General features: G+C 37.9%; 23 protein-coding genes. 5 read left to right on the top strand and 18 right to left on the bottom strand.

Annotated elements, in window-relative coordinates; all coding sequences use genetic code 11:
- The first annotated feature begins 52 nt into the window (after window positions 1-52).
- Window positions 53-415: a DUF973 family protein gene (locus WIW52_RS05965; protein WP_337709231.1), complete on the top strand. Its 363-nt coding sequence runs from the start codon at window positions 53-55 to the stop codon at window positions 413-415.
- A 9-nt stretch (window positions 416-424) separates the two neighbouring features.
- Here the strand turns inward: WIW52_RS05965 and WIW52_RS05970 are convergent, their stop codons facing one another.
- The 3 genes from WIW52_RS05970 to WIW52_RS05980 form a co-directional block, all read right to left on the bottom strand.
- Window positions 425-739: a helix-turn-helix transcriptional regulator gene (locus WIW52_RS05970; RefSeq protein ID WP_337709232.1), complete on the bottom strand. Its 315-nt coding sequence runs from the start codon at window positions 737-739 to the stop codon at window positions 425-427.
- 188 nt (window positions 740-927) lie between these two features.
- Window positions 928-1,845, bottom strand: coding sequence for an APC family permease (locus WIW52_RS05975; protein WP_337709233.1), 918 nt, complete (start codon window positions 1,843-1,845; stop codon window positions 928-930).
- Window positions 1,802-2,455, bottom strand: a complete 654-nt coding sequence (locus tag WIW52_RS05980) for an APC family permease (protein WP_337709234.1) — start codon at window positions 2,453-2,455, stop codon at window positions 1,802-1,804. The genes WIW52_RS05975 and WIW52_RS05980 overlap by 44 nt, the downstream gene beginning before the upstream one ends.
- A 173-nt stretch (window positions 2,456-2,628) precedes the next feature.
- Between WIW52_RS05980 and WIW52_RS05985 the strand changes: the two genes are divergently transcribed.
- Both WIW52_RS05985 and WIW52_RS05990 read left to right on the top strand, forming a co-directional pair.
- Window positions 2,629-3,447 (top strand): cation diffusion facilitator family transporter, encoded by an 819-nt coding sequence (locus tag WIW52_RS05985; protein WP_337709235.1) that lies wholly within the window; start codon window positions 2,629-2,631, stop codon window positions 3,445-3,447.
- Window positions 3,448-3,483: 36 nt separating this feature from the next.
- Window positions 3,484-4,017 (top strand): hypothetical protein, encoded by a 534-nt coding sequence (locus tag WIW52_RS05990; protein ID WP_337709236.1) that lies wholly within the window; start codon window positions 3,484-3,486, stop codon window positions 4,015-4,017.
- Here the strand turns inward: WIW52_RS05990 and WIW52_RS05995 are convergent.
- Genes WIW52_RS05995 through WIW52_RS06005 form a run of 3 tightly spaced genes read right to left on the bottom strand, consistent with a single transcriptional unit; the run spans window position 3,987 to window position 6,161 of the window.
- Entirely contained in the window at window positions 3,987-4,769 is a 783-nt protein-coding gene (locus tag WIW52_RS05995) for an aldose 1-epimerase (protein ID WP_337709237.1), read from the bottom strand. The two genes, WIW52_RS05990 and WIW52_RS05995, sit on opposite strands and share 31 nt — an antisense overlap.
- A 26-nt stretch (window positions 4,770-4,795) precedes the next feature.
- Window positions 4,796-5,206, bottom strand: a complete 411-nt coding sequence (locus WIW52_RS06000) for a hypothetical protein (RefSeq protein WP_337709238.1) — start codon at window positions 5,204-5,206, stop codon at window positions 4,796-4,798.
- A complete protein-coding gene (locus WIW52_RS06005; RefSeq protein WP_337709239.1) occupies window positions 5,193-6,161 on the bottom strand; it encodes an SPFH domain-containing protein in 969 nt (322 codons plus the stop codon). Before WIW52_RS06005 ends, WIW52_RS06000 begins: the two co-directional genes overlap by 14 nt.
- Window positions 6,162-6,506: 345 nt before the next feature.
- Here WIW52_RS06005 and WIW52_RS06010 point away from each other — a divergent pair, with 345 nt between their 5' ends.
- The gene (locus tag WIW52_RS06010) at window positions 6,507-6,773 is read left to right on the top strand and encodes a 50S ribosomal protein L13e (RefSeq protein ID WP_337709240.1); all 267 of its coding nucleotides are present in this window, start codon (window positions 6,507-6,509) and stop codon (window positions 6,771-6,773) included.
- Between the two features lie 6 nt (window positions 6,774-6,779).
- On the opposite strand, the gene WIW52_RS06015 is transcribed toward WIW52_RS06010, so the two are convergent.
- From WIW52_RS06015 to WIW52_RS06050, 8 genes are all read right to left on the bottom strand, one after another.
- Window positions 6,780-7,253 carry a DUF2258 domain-containing protein gene (locus WIW52_RS06015; RefSeq protein WP_337709241.1) on the bottom strand — a complete coding sequence of 158 codons (474 nt, stop codon included), beginning with the start codon at window positions 7,251-7,253 and terminating at the stop codon, window positions 6,780-6,782.
- A 111-nt stretch (window positions 7,254-7,364) separates the two neighbouring features.
- Window positions 7,365-8,480 (bottom strand): MFS transporter, encoded by a 1,116-nt coding sequence (locus WIW52_RS06020; RefSeq protein WP_337709242.1) that lies wholly within the window; start codon window positions 8,478-8,480, stop codon window positions 7,365-7,367.
- Between the two features lie 449 nt (window positions 8,481-8,929).
- A complete protein-coding gene (locus WIW52_RS06025; RefSeq protein ID WP_337709243.1) occupies window positions 8,930-9,751 on the bottom strand; it encodes an isoaspartyl peptidase/L-asparaginase in 822 nt (273 codons plus the stop codon).
- Window positions 9,752-9,789: 38 nt separating this feature from the next.
- Window positions 9,790-10,254: a hypothetical protein gene (locus WIW52_RS06030; RefSeq protein WP_337709244.1), complete on the bottom strand. Its 465-nt coding sequence runs from the start codon at window positions 10,252-10,254 to the stop codon at window positions 9,790-9,792.
- A 52-nt stretch (window positions 10,255-10,306) separates the two neighbouring features.
- Window positions 10,307-11,911: a thermosome subunit alpha gene (gene thsA, locus WIW52_RS06035; RefSeq protein ID WP_337709245.1), complete on the bottom strand. Its 1,605-nt coding sequence runs from the start codon at window positions 11,909-11,911 to the stop codon at window positions 10,307-10,309.
- Between the two features lie 148 nt (window positions 11,912-12,059).
- Window positions 12,060-12,377 carry a hypothetical protein gene (locus WIW52_RS06040; RefSeq protein WP_337709246.1) on the bottom strand — a complete coding sequence of 106 codons (318 nt, stop codon included), beginning with the start codon at window positions 12,375-12,377 and terminating at the stop codon, window positions 12,060-12,062.
- A gap of 119 nt (window positions 12,378-12,496) precedes the next feature.
- Window positions 12,497-13,132 (bottom strand): hypothetical protein, encoded by a 636-nt coding sequence (locus WIW52_RS06045; protein WP_337709247.1) that lies wholly within the window; start codon window positions 13,130-13,132, stop codon window positions 12,497-12,499.
- A 31-nt stretch (window positions 13,133-13,163) separates the two neighbouring features.
- Entirely contained in the window at window positions 13,164-13,547 is a 384-nt protein-coding gene (locus WIW52_RS06050; protein ID WP_443295573.1) for a CBS domain-containing protein, read from the bottom strand.
- Window positions 13,548-13,793: 246 nt separating this feature from the next.
- Here WIW52_RS06050 and WIW52_RS06055 point away from each other — a divergent pair, with 246 nt between their 5' ends.
- Window positions 13,794-14,741 carry an IS110 family transposase gene (locus tag WIW52_RS06055; protein ID WP_337709248.1) on the top strand — a complete coding sequence of 316 codons (948 nt, stop codon included), beginning with the start codon at window positions 13,794-13,796 and terminating at the stop codon, window positions 14,739-14,741.
- 59 nt (window positions 14,742-14,800) lie between these two features.
- On the opposite strand, the gene WIW52_RS06060 is transcribed toward WIW52_RS06055, so the two are convergent.
- Genes WIW52_RS06060 through WIW52_RS06075 form a run of 4 tightly spaced genes read right to left on the bottom strand, consistent with a single transcriptional unit; the run spans window position 14,801 to window position 16,046 of the window.
- Window positions 14,801-15,052, bottom strand: coding sequence for a hypothetical protein (locus WIW52_RS06060; RefSeq protein ID WP_337709249.1), 252 nt, complete (start codon window positions 15,050-15,052; stop codon window positions 14,801-14,803).
- A complete protein-coding gene (locus tag WIW52_RS06065) occupies window positions 15,018-15,167 on the bottom strand; it encodes a hypothetical protein (RefSeq protein WP_337709265.1) in 150 nt (49 codons plus the stop codon). The genes WIW52_RS06060 and WIW52_RS06065 overlap by 35 nt, the downstream gene beginning before the upstream one ends.
- Window positions 15,168-15,222: 55 nt before the next feature.
- Window positions 15,223-15,894: a DsbA family oxidoreductase gene (locus tag WIW52_RS06070; protein WP_337709250.1), complete on the bottom strand. Its 672-nt coding sequence runs from the start codon at window positions 15,892-15,894 to the stop codon at window positions 15,223-15,225.
- Between the two features lie 41 nt (window positions 15,895-15,935).
- Entirely contained in the window at window positions 15,936-16,046 is a 111-nt protein-coding gene (locus WIW52_RS06075) for a hypothetical protein (RefSeq protein WP_443295577.1), read from the bottom strand.
- Window positions 16,047-16,059 lie beyond the last annotated feature (13 nt).

Below are 16,059 nucleotides of genomic sequence, written 5' to 3' on the forward strand. Positions count from 1 at the left end.
AATAAGCGGATAAGATTTATTAATGCGCTTCAAAATATCTAAATAGTTAATTATGAGTGGGTCTAATACTCAGTATAATTACACTACCTATAATAATAAGCCAACGTCTACTCAATCTCCTTATCCTCAGGCAAATTTAGTGAAATATTTGAAAGTGGGCGAAGTTTACCTAAACGGAATGGTGAGGTTACATCTATATTCTTTAGGGCAAGTTTATTTACTGTCAGCTCAAATAGACGGTACCCCCTATACATCTCAAGTTATTAATCCACCGTACTTGAGAAAGGGATATAACCAAGTAACGATATATTTCTCTGGAATGCTCAACTCATTAAGGGTAGGAGAGAGAGTTACAGTTATGCTAACAACAGCAGATAAGGATACTGTTGGCATTCCTGCGATTGTTTTAGTTTAGTTAACAAAATTATCCGTTATTCTCCATTTCGCTTATTACCTTCTGTATGACCACATTCATATTCTTTAAAATCTCAATATGTCTAATTAAAAATACTTCACCGTCCTCATTTAAAATATAAAAGGTTCTATTTCCGTCAGTCTCTTTTTCAACTACTCCATATCTTATCAATCTTTTCAGTGTTGTGAACACCAAGCTCTTTGGTATAGGTCTTCCGTATAAGTACTGTAAATCTTTTACTATATCTGCTGCTCTTGCTCTTTTTCCTCTTTTGTAGATTATAAATGAGACAAAGACTGGCAGTAGTCCTCGTAACATTATCATTCGTTCTCCTTTCATGTATGTGAAAAGAATAGATTATACTATATTATAATTTTTTGCAAAACCGTCGAAAAATTTTAATAAGTATTTATTAAATGGTCTACTCTAATATTAAGAAAAATCTATTTAATAAAAGATTTAGTTATATTAGTTTAACATAAAGGAGAAAAAGGTATAGAAGTTAAACTTGATTAATTCTGTTTAGTCCTCACCTCTTTCATGCCGGAAATAACTCCCCAAGGGTAGAACACTGCTACTGAAACTATTGCTACAATAGCTGACGCTAAGTAGAAATTGATAAGGTTTAACGCACCGTCAGACCCTATGTAAGACATTAGTGTAAGGAACGCTATATAGACTATGTACCATAAAGAGTTAGTGAAGTTCTCCTTTATCTTGTAAATAACTCCAAATATTACTGAGCCTATAGTAAGTAGTAAGACCGCATAAGGGACTAGAGGCCAACCCGACCAGAATACAATCAGTGAAGCTGAAGCGAAAGCTATCCCAGCAATGATGGCACCCCCCGGAATGATTTTCCTAGATATGCCTTGCTTCCTTAATACCATCATGGCTACTGGATTAACTGAAAACCCGAGGTAACCGGCTACTACTGAATCAGTAATTAAGCCGTAAATCGTTGGTAAGGGTGAAGAAATGTACGTTACTATTGCTCCTACTATCACAAAGACTAATAAGGCCCAAGAGGGTATTGCGTATTTGTGATGCAAATCTTCCATCACTTTCGGGACGTATCCTGACCTCCCCATAGCAAATAGCACTCTGGTACCCGCTCCCAAGTATATATAGCCTGTAACAAAAGGTCCTATAATCCCTATTATAACCGTAAGTAATAATAACGCATTAGCATGGTATGATGAAGCAATATCTATAAAGGGATTTCCAGGGAGAGATGATAAAGCGGACCAATCCCCCTCTTTAATTCCCAGTCCGCTCCAGTTAATCGCTCCTACAAATGCAACCGCGAACAGTACATAAATTAGGGATTGTCCTAATACCGTCAAGATTATTCCCTCTTTAAGCTTATCTGGGTCTTTAGTCTCTTCAGCGTAATCTGGTAAAACTCTTATCCCTCCGAACGCAAACATTGCAAGGGGAACCGCTGAAAAAAACTCCTGCTATTCCGAAAGGTAAGAAACCGTAAGAAGTGAAGTTACTAACGTTAAACGATACGAATACAACTCCTATAGCTACAGCAACGTACATGATAAGTTTAATAATACCGAAAGCTAAAGTTGACCTTCCAAAAACTTTTACACCGAAATAATTAAACGGAACGAATAATAAGAGTAGGATAACTCCTAATATAACACCTTGTAGTGTAGGTACGCCCGTTTGTTGGTTGATCAAACCAGGGTAAAAGAAATCTAAACCTTCTACTACGGCTAAGGCCTCGATAGGCGGTATGAAAAGGTACCAGATCAAGTCAGCCATGGCGTTTATGAAATTTGTTACTCTTCCGTGACTGTACAAAGCATATCTTGAAGGGCCTCCAGCTTCAGGATAAGTTAAGGATAACTCAACGTAAGTAAGGCTTACAAAGAAGTAGAAGATCGATCCCAATATCCATCCCAACACTACACCCGGTCCTGCTACTGCCGCCATACCTGCTGAACTAAAGAGGACTCCAGTCCCTACTGCTCCCGCGATACCTATAACTACAAGTTCAATTAAACCTAATTCTTTACGTAATGGCATTATTACATATATAAAGTATATAAGCCTATATAACCATTTATTAAAAAAGACAAGAAAATTGTGTAACAAGAAATTAAAATTATACAAGTTAATTATCTGTATTACTATTAAAAATTGAGTTCATTTGGACTTCCCTAAAGTAAGTATTTAAAATTACAGTGAGATAAAAGATTGTGAGAAAAACAGAACTAGGGTTTTGGTCAATATTTGTACTGGCCCTTATTACAGCTTTTGTAGGTAGGAGCGTTACTTTAGGAACGGAAGCAATACATGCACTACTTGATGCCCTAGTAGTCTCGATTTCTGCATATATTATTAAAGTAGTCAATAAGAGGGATGGAGTGTATACTTACGGTCTTCATAGATTAGAAGTACTGAGTGCTTTACTTAATATTTTTACCGTAATAATGGGTTCAAGTCTAGGAGCTGTGTTTGATGCTATATTCCTTCTTAATCGAGTCACTGATAACCCTTACATTCTTTTACTCTCCTCATTAGTGTCCCTTTTTATTTCAGTACTAGTAGTAAAAAGCGGAGAAGATGAGGACAAAAATACTGGAATTTTATTTCATGCTTTTGAAGATAGTTTAGTATACTTGATAGGTGCTGTAACGGGATTAGCAATAGTATTTACAAAATATTACTTCCTAGATCCAATTGCCGCAATTTTAACGATTCCCATAATCCTACTTTTCTCTGTTGGTGTTTTAAAGAATTCTTATTATGTCTTTATGGAACGCTCTCCGGTTAATGTTAATGAAGTGAAAAGAGATCTGAATCCAATTTTTAAGGAAATAAACGATATACACGTCTGGAACTTATGCGATCATATTAGGATCGCTACACTACATGTAAGGGAAAATCCTGATATTACATTGAGCGAGTTAGACAAGAAGAGAGAGATGGCAGAGGATATATTGAAAAAGAAATTCGATATTACGCATGTAACTATACAGTTTGAGAGTAATATTCTCCACGAACATGAGTTTTGAATAAAAAGTTAAATAATATCGAGAACAAGATGGCTAGTGTCATTCAAAATTCTTTTAGTTGATTTCGATAACACTCTCTTCAATACAGACCCTTGTGTGGAACAAGCAGCTTTGGAATTATGGGGTCAGAAATTAACGGGAGAGCAGGTGAGAAAGGAGAAAAGGCCCGGTAAGAGTGCAATATATTCTCTAGCCTATACTAAATACCACTATTTGGCAGAGCCTAATGTCGATTTGATTGAGTATCTGAAACTAAGGATTAAACAAGGGGATAAAGTTTTTGTTTTAACGGCTAGGCATTGTTCCGTAAGGAGTTATGTTGATTTCTCCCTACTATCGCACGGTCTTATAGTAAATGGAGTTATTTGTAGGACAGATGACGAAATGAAGATGAAGGATGAAGAATGGAAAGCCCAGATAATCTCTATTTTTAAGGGAGACGTCGAAGTTTATGATGATAAGGAAGAAAATCTAAAGTTTTTCTACGAGTCCAAGCTCCCAGTAAAGCTCTTCCTTGTCAAAAATAGGGTAATAACTCCTTATCTCAACAATTCAAATTTTACTTCGTAGGTAACTTTTTCTCCACGATGTATGACCTTAAGACCTATACCGTTATGGTAAGCATCAGGAGCTCCGCTCATAGGCTCAACTGCTACTGCGTTCTGGGTAGTGTATATTTGCACATAGCCCAGATTTTTCTTATTTATTTTAACCTCCGAGTACTCAGAGGAAAGCACTAACTCCTCGATAGGCATATAAAAACAATCATCGTATTGCTTAGTTCCGTCTACCTCTTCCTCAATCATCTCTCCAGTAGGTATTTTATTTATACTTACGCATTTCTTTCCCTTATTGGGGGTTAGATTCCATAATCCCTTAACAATAAAGTAAGGGTGAAAACCTACTGTAAGTGGTGCGTTAGAGTTACCAATGTTGTTTATTTGAAGTCTGACAAGGATACTGTCAAAGTCTATCTCGTAGAGAGTGTTAACCTCTAACGATGTGGGATAGCCTTCAGAATCAAGGCTTAATGACAGCGACACAGAGGTATCGTTTGATTTTACTATTTTCCATATTTTGTCTACAACTAGCCCGTGTATTGCATTTCCTTCAGTGTTGACTGGTAATGAGTATTCTTTTCCATTCCACGTGTACTCTCCGCCCTTTATTCTGTTAGCGAACGGTATTAATAACGCCATTCCCCCTCTTGTTTGTCTCTCCTTTCCTTGAAGTAAAACTTCCTTACCTTTCAAAGTTAAGCTGAACAAATAAGCACCTTTCTCGAGAATGACTGCCCTAGAGTCGCCCTTCCTTATCTCCATGAGAAGATATATTGTAAAAAAGGCTTTTAACTTACCGACGAGGCAAAGCCTCCGATAGCCCCGTTAATTATGTTAAATGCAATTATTAATCCCACATACGTCTGAATATAGGGTACGTGAAAGGCGTAGGGGAGAATAGAAAATATTAAATAACCTGCCCCTATGTAGGACCCTAATTTTCTAGTTCCTCCGAGCTCTTTTACAATTAAGTTCGACCTGATAGGTGTTACAAAGGCTATGCTAAGAGCCAATACTATTAACTGAATTATTCCAAGAGCCGGTGTAATAAAAAGAGATATTATAGGTGAGATCGAGATCATCGACGGAGGGTAGAAAAGTTTAACGGCTACAGCAGTAATAGCCATGATTATGGTTAATACGAAAGAAAAACCTACACCTGCAGCTATGTTCCAGCTTAGATCCCTACTGTTCATCATTTTTAGTCCCACTGGTCTTTACGTCTCCGAAGACTTGTTTTATTGCCGCTTGGAACAGTGAGGGATTCGGAGCAGTTCCTCCTCCAGAGGATTGCCCACCTGGCGTATTTCCTCCTTGAGTCCCTAGCATTACTCCGGTTGTAGTGTACGGTGCACCGCTGACTACTATTGTTGATAAATCTGGGAAATAAGGTATGCCCAAAGCCATGTTTACGCTTGCTGGGTCGCTTTTCTCGGCAAGAAGCCTCGCTAATCCTAACCTTACTGCGTCGTATATCTCAATACCTAGATCTCTTAATTGTAAGATCCTTCTGAGCTCTGGATCTTGGGGAATTAGCTTTATCATTCTTACTGATATTAACTCGACTCCTATCTCAGATAAGAACGTTTTGAGACCGGCTGTTACGGCAGTAGTTATATCGCCAAACTTCTTAAATACTTCGATTAGCTTCACGTGATTTAACACTTGACTTACCTCTTGGTCTACTATGGGTGATATATAGGCTGCCAGATCAGCGTCTCTGAAAAACTGAGCCCCGAACTGAACGTTAGTTATTAGTAATGAGGGGTTCTGGACTCTGAAATATACAGCTACTTCGTATTCCAGTGGTACAAGGTCGTCTGTTTGACTAACACCGGCTAGCCTAACTTCATGTCTTGTGGTCGAAATGAAATATACTACGGTGTCATAAGGTAGTTGGTTATATCTGAATTTAGAAAGAAATGCTGAGAGCGGATTTGCTGGCGACTGTATGTTATGACTTCCAGGTGGTAGTTCAGCAGCTATTTGACCCTGGATCACCACTACACATTTCTCTGTCGGTTGCACTATTATTAAAGATTTCGAGGTAATATTTTCTCTAGGATATCTGAAAATTATTACATCTTGACCCATTGCTGAAGTTCCGTTGTCTAATTCAGTAGAAATTACCTGACCTCTTATTGAAATTGACATAATCCTTCAAATTTCAACATTCTCTTATGAGTTTAAAAACCTTATCGATAGTAAAGCGTAAGTGGATTATAACATGACTTTCCTATGACGAGCATCTCATTGTTATTTATAAAATATTCACTAATTGAACATCAGATAGTTTAAATTATTATGTATGCATCTTCTATGGTTGTGATAATTTATACCTTATCTCTTAGATTAACCAATGTTTTATTCACAGATTGCTTTTTCCCTCGCTTAGTTAGACACTGTAGAAAAGTGTGATGTATATTTTTAAGTAGGTTCTTTATTTAAAACTCACTTCGACGTTAATTTTAAAGTGTGATGTATATAATTTATCTCAGTATGGAGCTTAGGCCTATCGTTAAGAGGCCTAACTACCATTTCGAGTATAGGTACGAGAGAAAGGAAACTAAAGAAGGAAGGGGGTTTAGCATAGGCGAAATAAAGGAAGCAAAGCTCACTTTACTACAAGCTAAGAAATTAAGTATAAGAATTGACAAGAGGAGAAAAAGTGTCCACAAGGAGAACGTAGATGCATTAGTAAAATATGTTGAAAGTATTAACAAAAAACAAGAGGAGAAGAGCAAGAGTGAAGAAAAGAAACAGTAAACTATCTTACTCCATTGACTTCAGGAGTTGTTCTATCTGAACTACTTTTTTCTTATAGTTCTGAATATCTTCCTCTAGTGCTTTTATCTTATCTTCATAACTCTTACACATCTTTTTGATTTCTTCTTCATTATAGTACCTTAAAATTCTCAGATTAGAGAATACTAACTTCTTATTTTGCTCGTCATATTCTGCATCTACTATAATCTTAATCACACTAATCTTGTCAAGCTTCATTTCATTAACGATCTTGTCGTAGAGCTGTTTATTTAACTCTGCAATGTCTCTAATAATTACTTCTTTTGGGACCATTTTACTGAAAGCTACTAGAGCAACTCTCCTAAGTTTGTCTGCATATCTGGCAGCTATAATAAGTCCGGTACTTAATTCCATCTTGTTTTTTCCTAGAGCTGTTGCTCTAGCTGTAATTTGCTCGTACTCTTCTGCTCTTTCAAGATCTCTTGAATACTCCTCTGTCATATTTATAATTATATTTTACGGATAATTAAAACATTGTGGAATTCTATTTTTATGGAAAAAGAACTGAAATCCTTTAATTATTAGAATACTAAACAAAAAATCTCTGATTGTTTAACCCTCTCTAACTTTAGAAACGACTATTAAGAACGCAATGAACGACATTGTTGACGCAAATAAGTAGGCGTATACATAACTTATTTGGTATAAGAAGCCCATTAACGAATTTCCAATAAGGAGTCCTATACTTCTTCCGAAGGATAGAGCACCCATTCCCGAGCCTAAACCTTCTGGGCTTAGTTTCGACATAATTGTGGGTTCGAAAGTCTCGGTTGACGCTACAGCGATCCCCATTATTGACGATAACAAGTATATGAAAATTAGACCTCCTGACGATAGAAGGGCAAAACCCAGAGTAGCAATACTTGCCAGTAAATAACCTAAGAAAGCAAGTCCTTTATAACTCTCCAGTCTTATCTTGCCGAAGATATATCCGAAAAGAGAAGAGAAACCTAAGAAAACTCCGTACGTTACAGTAGCCAAATAGGTTTTATGTGAGAAATCGTATGCTGTGAGTATCGGGAAACCAAAACTATATTGACTAAATCCAAAAAACATAGTAGAAATAACTAGAAATAGAGCTGTTTTTCTGGGTCTTCTTACTGTACCTTTTCTTCCAGCCTTTACTATCAACAATAGCAACGTAGAAATTGTGAGAGGAACTGCAGTAAATAACAACACATAACCTATCCATATGTTGAAATAGAGCGATAGTGTCAAATACGTTACAGCTAGCATTGCCCCTCCTATGCCTAAAGAATGTAAAATGCCATAGGCTTCCTTTCTCTCTTCTTCAGAAGTTACTTCAGCCAGCAGTGCCCTCCTTGCTGGGGTCCTGAAGTTCCGCGACCACCATCCGGCTATAAATAATAGGGCAGCTTCAACGTAATTCTGGGCTAATCCGGTAAATGATAGTATTATGATCAATGCATTACCAGTGACTGCTATGACTTTACTTCCTATTTTATCCGCCATGTATCCCCCCAATAGAGAAATTAAACTTCCTCCACCGTAGTTTAACGCCTCTACAATACCATAAATGACTACTGGTGCGTGGAAGTATACTACAAGTAATATAGGTAAGGCTCCAACTGCTGCTTGATACCCTAAGTCTGCAAAGAATGCTGAGAAAGAGATCTTCAGTACTTCTCCCTTGTTCTTTAGAGCCATGAATAATTGTTATAATTTGATTATATAATGCTATTTGATATATATTGCTTAACGAAGGAAAAGAAAGTGTATAACCTTTATATTTTAGTTATATTTTAGTTTAAATCACTCACATTAAAACATTCTCTGTGAACATGATCCTTTCAAAGAGATAAAGAAGTCTAATCATGGATCTTAAGGGATCTGTCAGTTTACAACAGTAGAAAGTGAATTGACGCGTGTTTGTTACAACTGAGAGTATTTCAGCATTTGTTATTGTCGATTTTAAGTATTTCTTAATCTGAGATTACCGAAAAGAACTGACTATAAAGTAATAATAAGGAAAAAAGCTCTAATGTTAAGTTAATTATACATTACTTGACTTGGATTTCGTGTCTTCAATTGTTCAGGTCAACTTAATACCAGCCTAGAAACATTAACGCCATATCTCAGTTAAATAGAGAGATTCATTAGAGTTCCCCTTCAAATATGAAAGCACGAAGGGTTTGTTGGTCTTTTACACCCCTAGCCATACCTTTTGTGTTATAATGAGCTGATACGAAACCTCTGTAGTCAACACCTATCAGCCCTACGTTATCCGTTTCAAATCTGTCAGTTATTTTATTAATGACACTCCTTATAGCATCTTCAAGCCTAAATCCCATTGAAACGAGGATATCTACTTCTTTTGCGGGTAAAATTTTCAGAATTATCTCCCCTGTACCAGTAGAGGAGACGGCGACTTTTTCAGTAGCGTAATAACCTGCACCAGGTATTGGAGAATCCCCTACCCTCCCAGGTAGTTTACCGAAAATTCCTCCAGTGCTGGTCCCTGCTACCAAATTCCCGGCTTTGTCCAATGCTACCGCCCCCACTGTATCGCCAGATATGGTGCTGGAACCTACTAGTTCTTTTAATGTTAAGTCTCCTCTTTCACCTACCAGTAGTACGTGTTTAGTAAGTTTCATTACTTTTAACGCTTCTTTAATGGGGTTTTTGGCCCTCGTAGAGGCTACTGCACCTACAGACATAGTGTTACCATGCATTATCCCTGCGTCCATTTCTACTTCCCCTTTTAGGTTCTTCACACTTCCCACCCCGGCATCGAAAATTCCGCAATCTTCCATGTAGGCTATAGCCTCGACCACAGCCTCAATTGAAGATCCTGCCTTAAACTGTTCGAACCCCCTCTCTAATGCTTTCTTGATCTCGCTTAATGCCTTATCACTATCCCTTTTGTTCCAATCTCCAGCACCACCATGCACAGCTAAAACGGGTTTGTTATACCTCATGAAAGAACAGTATTAAGTAAACCAAATATTATTATTTATCATGCTCTCCTTCTACCTCTTATAAACCCATATATTGCTATTACTACTCCTACTATAAACAAAGCAATTGACACTATAAATAGAATTCCTATAGTCGCGGCTTGTCCTATGTTTACAGTTGACTCCTTGTAAGTTAGGGTCACGTTATAGGAATTCGGATTGTAAAATACGATGTAGCTAGGAGTTGAGTTCAAGTTTTCAACTGTTACTAGATGTCCCTGAGGCAAATTCTCTCTAACGGAAGTATTGGGTAGATTCTCTAGTTGTAGCGTTCCAGAGGAATTATATTGGACAGCAGTAATAGAACTTCCAGCTAATGGAAGTCTAAATTCTCCTTTAGAAGGGATAACAGTGCTCCCACTAACTGAGGGCTTTATTAAGGTTGGTGCTACGGTCGAATCTAGTACAAATAGTATTACACCGATGATAATTAGAATAACTCCTAAGAGAGTCAGTTTATTCATCAACGGCATAATACATTATTATAGATAAAAAACTCTTTCACGGCTTAATTATTTAACCGTAAGGCTGTTGCTGTTGTGGATTTTGTTTCATGGGGGCTGCTGCTATGAAGTCATCAATTTTCAATAATGCTGTTACAGCTTCTACCGAGCTTTTTAGGATACTTTCCTTTACTACTAACGGGTCAATGACGTTTATTTTCATCATATCTTCTTCTATCTTTCCGCTCTCTACATTTACTCCCGCGAATTTATAACCCTTTGCATGTAAGTTCCTGAGCTGAACTATAGTTTCAATTTCGTCCATCCCAGCGGTTCCAGCTAAAGTTGTAGCTATTTCTTCTAATGCATCTGCAAAGGCCTCAATTGCTAGCTGTTCTTTTCCTCCTACTTTTTTAGCTTCCTCCCTTAATCTCATAGCAAGCTCTACTTCGTAAGCTCCTCCACCGCCTACTATGTACGGGTAGTTGAGAACGTTCTTAACTGCATTTATTGAGTCTTGGAAGCTTCTCTCGATTTCGTCCATCACTATCTCGCTGGAGCCTCTCACTAAAACTGTAACAGCTTTAGCGTCTTTAGCCCCTTCAATAAATATTGCCTTCGAGTTCCCAATTTTTCTTTCTTCTACAACTTCAGCATAGCCTAAGTCGTCAGACGAAGCATCTTTAATGGACGATATTATTTTAGCCCCAACTGCCTTAGCTACTTTCTCTAAATCACTTCTACTTACGTTCTTTACTGCGATTATTCCCTTCTTTGCTAAGAAGTATAATGCAATATCATCCATACCTTTTTGTCCGATGATTACTTTGGCTCCGAGCTTTTCTAATGTATCCACAAGTGATTTAACATACTTTGTCTGCTCTTCTAAAGCTTCCCTTATCTGTTCAGGATCGGTAAAGCTCATTTTAGCTGAAATCTCTGGCTTTTCTACTTCTAAGCCGAAATCTATTACGGCAATTTTAGCCTTTTCAACTCTTCTCGGCATCCCTTCATGAGCTACTTCTTTATCTAAGACGAATCCTTTTACGAGTTCTGTTTCATCAGCACTTTCTCCTCTCTTTTTCACGAATTTAATGTTTGACATATCAATTACGTATTGGTCTCCTACTTTCTCGGCCACGCTCAGTACAGCATCGATTGAGATGTCTATGATCTTGTTTAAAGTAGTAGAGGAGGAAAAGAACTTACTACTAAGTGCAGTATATGCTATTTGAGATAAGATCTTTCTGTCATTTGGATCGACCTTGAGGGCGAACCTCTTTCCGAGTTCAAGTGAGAATTCAAGGGCTTTTTTGTATCCGTCAATAATTGTGACCGGGTGGATCTTCTGATCTAGTAATTTTTCAGCTTGTTCAGCTAAGAAACCGCTTAGTACTACGGCTGATGTAGTACCGTCACCAACTTGTGTATCTTGTGCTTTAGCAGCCTCTACTATTATCTTAGCTGCTGGGTGTTGAACATCCATTTCCTTTACTATCGTAACTCCATCGTTAGTTACGGTGACGTCAGAAGTCCCACTTATTAGCATCTTGTCCATACCCCTCGGTCCCAAGCTAGTCTTTAACATCTCTGCTAATGTCCTAACTGCTAAAATGTTCGACTTTATTGTTTCTACACCACTCTCTCTTTGAGTTCCTTCCTTAAACAATACTGACATGGTTTTAAATCTCGTATTCATTATATTTAAACGAAGATGAATTAAAACAAGCAGGGCTTAAAGGTCTGTTAATTAACCCTGAATAACCTCTACATCGAGATGAAGAGTCTCTGCGGAACTGAAAAATGATGACTGAATCTGGGCCGGATTAGTCGAACTCCGCTTGTATTTTCTTCTTCCCTTCTAAGATCTTTAGCGGAAAAGGCGGTTTATCTACTTCCTCGATTTTTATCCCCATCCTTTTTAACTCTGATACGGCTTTTTCTATATCGTCTTCGTGAGTAGCGTACTTTATTCTTTCAGCTATTTGTATTAAAGACCCATTATTAGTTCTTAATTTCTCAGCACTTATTGAAGTCCAGTTGTTACCTTGTTTATAAACGAAAACTACGTCTTGCAAATAACCTGGAATAACGTGACTCACTCCTGCAAAATAATAATCTCCGTACTTGTATACTTTGACCATTTAGTATTGCTAACTGTACATGAATTAAAAATGTTTTCTTTTTCTAAATGGTGCCGAAGAAATGAGGTGGTTAAGCCTTTGACATCCAAGCCCCAAAAGACGAGATTTTCAGTAGGTAGTTACACGCGCTTCGAGTCACTCTTAATTCCTTCAATAATCCAGAAGCGGTTCTTTGCTATAGCGTTGATCATTCTAAACTTTACTGACAATACCTTAAGGGCGTTAACAGGGTCTACACAAAAGGGAACGATGATAAACCCTTTCCCTCCTCTCTTAGTAACTCTATAAGCTTCTTTCACTAAGTCATAATCCATTATCTCGGAAAGAATTACGTTATCGAATACTTCATCTCTAAACGGTAAAGGATAAACAGCCCTGATCTCCTCGTCTGTACTCAACAAGCAATCATGACTAGTAACACTTATTAACCCTTCAACTAGAGGTGAACCGATCAACAGACTTTTTCCCTTTAATTCGAGTTTTAACGGAGGCCTAAGTCGTGGAGTATGAAAAGATAAGGATGAGTTTGTCCTGATAACTAAAGGAGAAAGAAGGTGTAATAGTGACATTTCGCCCTCAAGAAGTTCTGGAGAAAAGACCATATCATAGCTACTTTGGCCCACCACGGATATCTTTTGGTAAAAAAGAGAGAAAATTTCGTACTTATGTTTGTTATTATCTAAAGATGATACTATTGCTTCATTTACCTCTTTCAAATTCTTAGCTGATAACGGTAACAAAGTTACTATTTTCATTTGAAAATATTTTCGACTGGAATTTTTTAAGTTAAGGGGTCATATCGTGCATTACTTTTGAGATATCAGTTATGGCAAACATTCCTACTATATTCCCTTTTTTATCCCTTACTGGTAAGTGCCTGATCTTGTTCTTTGTCATAATATCAATTGCGGTGAACGGGTCCGTGTCTTCATCCACAGTGATCAGGTTACCGAGCGTTGAAGCGAGTCTTACTTCATCATTGGGGCTTAAACCAAGCGAAAACGCTTTTATAGCATCTCTGTCAGTGAAGATACCTTTTGGTACACCATTCTCTGTTATTATTACAGATCCTACTCCTCTTTCCATCATTAACTTACATACTTCTTGAATTGAGGTATTTGCCTCAACTTGGAATACTGGTGACGACATATAGTTCTTAACAGCTTTCATAATTCATTATATATTCTCTATCCAAATAAGCTTTCCTTTTGATCCTTAGCAGAAATAACACGATATAGTGTTATCTATCTGACTTCCTTATATAAAACATATTAGTCAGATCTGGGTAATACAGATCTGACTGGGGTGTAGGCCGTTGACTTCCTTGGGCTTAAAGCCCGGTGGGGAGCTTGGCCGCCTCCAACTCGGACCGGAAGTTGGGCAAAAAGCCCGAATAAAACATAAGGGTGAGTGTAATTGGAGGCACCCAGTTCAGGAATAGACGTATCAAAAGATAAATTAATCGTGTATTTTCAAGGTAAACTCTACGAGTTTACTAATGATAGGCAAGGGTTTGAGGAGATAAGGAAGATTTTGCCAAAGGGTTGCAAAGTAGGTATTGAGAGTACCGGAGTTTACCACGTTAACCTGGCAAAGTTGAATAATGAGTATGATGTTAGGATTATTAATCCCTTTATACTCAAGAAATTCAAGGGTTTTAGGGGTAAGAAGAGTGATAAGAATGATGCTAAAAAGCTAGCAGAAATAGTTGTAAGTATGGGTAGTGAGTTTGTAACAAGTGAAGCTAGGGAGTTAACAAGCCAGTGGGATTTTATTACTAGGAGTATTGCTAGGGTTAAGAATAGGTTGAGGAGGGATTTAGTACTTTTAGGCTATAGCAGTTTGTCAAAGAGGAATTTGGAGGAGGTTTTGAGGGGTGGTGGGGATAGTATTGTCATGTCTGAGGTTAGGTTTCTTTTGGAGGAGCTTGAGAGGCTTGAGGGTAGGAAGAGGGAGATTGAGGACAGGCTTAGAGAGTTAGTTCCCAAGGATAGTTTGATTTTCACCATACCCGGTATTGGTAAAACCTTGGGTTGTATTATTTTGGCTAGGGTTGGTGATGTTAAGCGCTTTAGTGATAAGAAGAGGTTTGTTGCTTATTGTGGTCTTGACCCAGTTGTTGAGTCTAGTGGTAAGAGTGTTATCACAAGGGGTATATCCAAGAGGGGTGATGCCGTTTTGAGGAGGGCTTTTTACTTGGCAGCCTTGACTGCTATTAAGGTTAATCCTGTTATCAAGCGTTTTTATGAGGAGCACAAGGGTAGGCTTAGAGGAAGGAAGTTGATTATTGCGTGTGCTAGAAAGTTGGCTGTTATTACTTGGGCTGTGATGTATTACAATAAGCCCTTTGATACTAGTGAGTAAAGCAGGTTTCATCACTTGCGTAAGTAGTGTGGACTATGCTCAATTTTTAAGGAAAGTTTTTATACCGGAAGCTCTCCGCCCTGGAAGGGTCGAGGGTTCACTTCCAGAGAGCTCATCGTTCCCACCATCGATTCGGGTTTACATCTCTCATCTGGTGAGCAGTCGAGTGGCTCAGAGAACCACTCCCATGTGAAGATGGGACTTTCATTACCAAGCTCTAGTCCCTTGAAGGAAAAGGAAGATAACGGTTGCTCCTCCCACAGTCCCATTAAGCCCTCAATCGAGCTGGGGAAGAGCGTCATTAGCATCACTGAGAGAAATTTTGACAAAGAAGTATTTAAACACGGGGCTATCCATCCCCGCTGGCGAGGCTCTCTGCCCCCTTAACCCCCTTTCATTGTAAAAAGTACTGGTAGTTTGTTTCATATTCCAAAATTCACTTTTAAAACGACTAGAGGCGTTATAACAGACTAGAAAAATACTAGTCTTTTTCCCAATAAGCTTTCAACTTTATTTCCTTAGGTTCTCCGTGTTCTAATATGTCCTTTATAACAGCTCGATAGTAATTTTCTTCCTGTACCCCCCTTATTAACCAAGTGTCATTAACTAATATTGCAGGGACTCCTCTAATTCCCATAGCTTTTGCCTCTTCTTCGTCCTCTATCACAGCCAGTTTTGTCCTCTTAGCATTCAGATCCTCTTTAAATTTGTTAACGTCCAATCCAATTTCCTCAGCTATAGATACTAGTACCTTTTCATCTGTTATGTCCTCGCCTTCAAGAAAGAACTTATCTTGTGCTTTATCAAAAAACTCCCAGTGTCCTTCATCACCCTTTTGGAATTCCGCTGCCTTACACGCTATCAAAGGAGGAATAGACCATACGTACTTTATTTTTCCTTTACCTATTACCTTTTCAGGGTCATAATCTGGTATATATCTTTTTAAAATAGAGAACTCATTAAGAAATACTTGTCTCGCATCTTCTTCAGTAGGAGCTATAGCCTTTAAGTCCTCTAAAGACGAAATGATTGCAAAAGCCTTGTGATTTACTATTACTTCTCCCTTAAACTCGTTTACTACTTTTTTCAACCTTTTAGAAGTCATATAACAGAAGGGACAAATTACATCATGGAAAAATGTTAACTTAATCATATGTTTAAGAAACCAGTAAAGATTTAAAAAGCATCTATTTACTATTTCCTCATCGTCTTCGTAATTTCAGATAAGTCAGTTTTCTTATCACCGGTTAACTTTCTCGTTTCTTCTATTAAGTCCTCTCTTCTGGTCTGTTCAGCTGCACTCAAGAGTTCTTGAGCT

Origin of the sequence: Stygiolobus sp. RP850M (assembly GCF_037389295.1) — an archaeon.
Classification (GTDB): domain Archaea; phylum Thermoproteota; class Thermoprotei_A; order Sulfolobales; family Sulfolobaceae; genus Stygiolobus.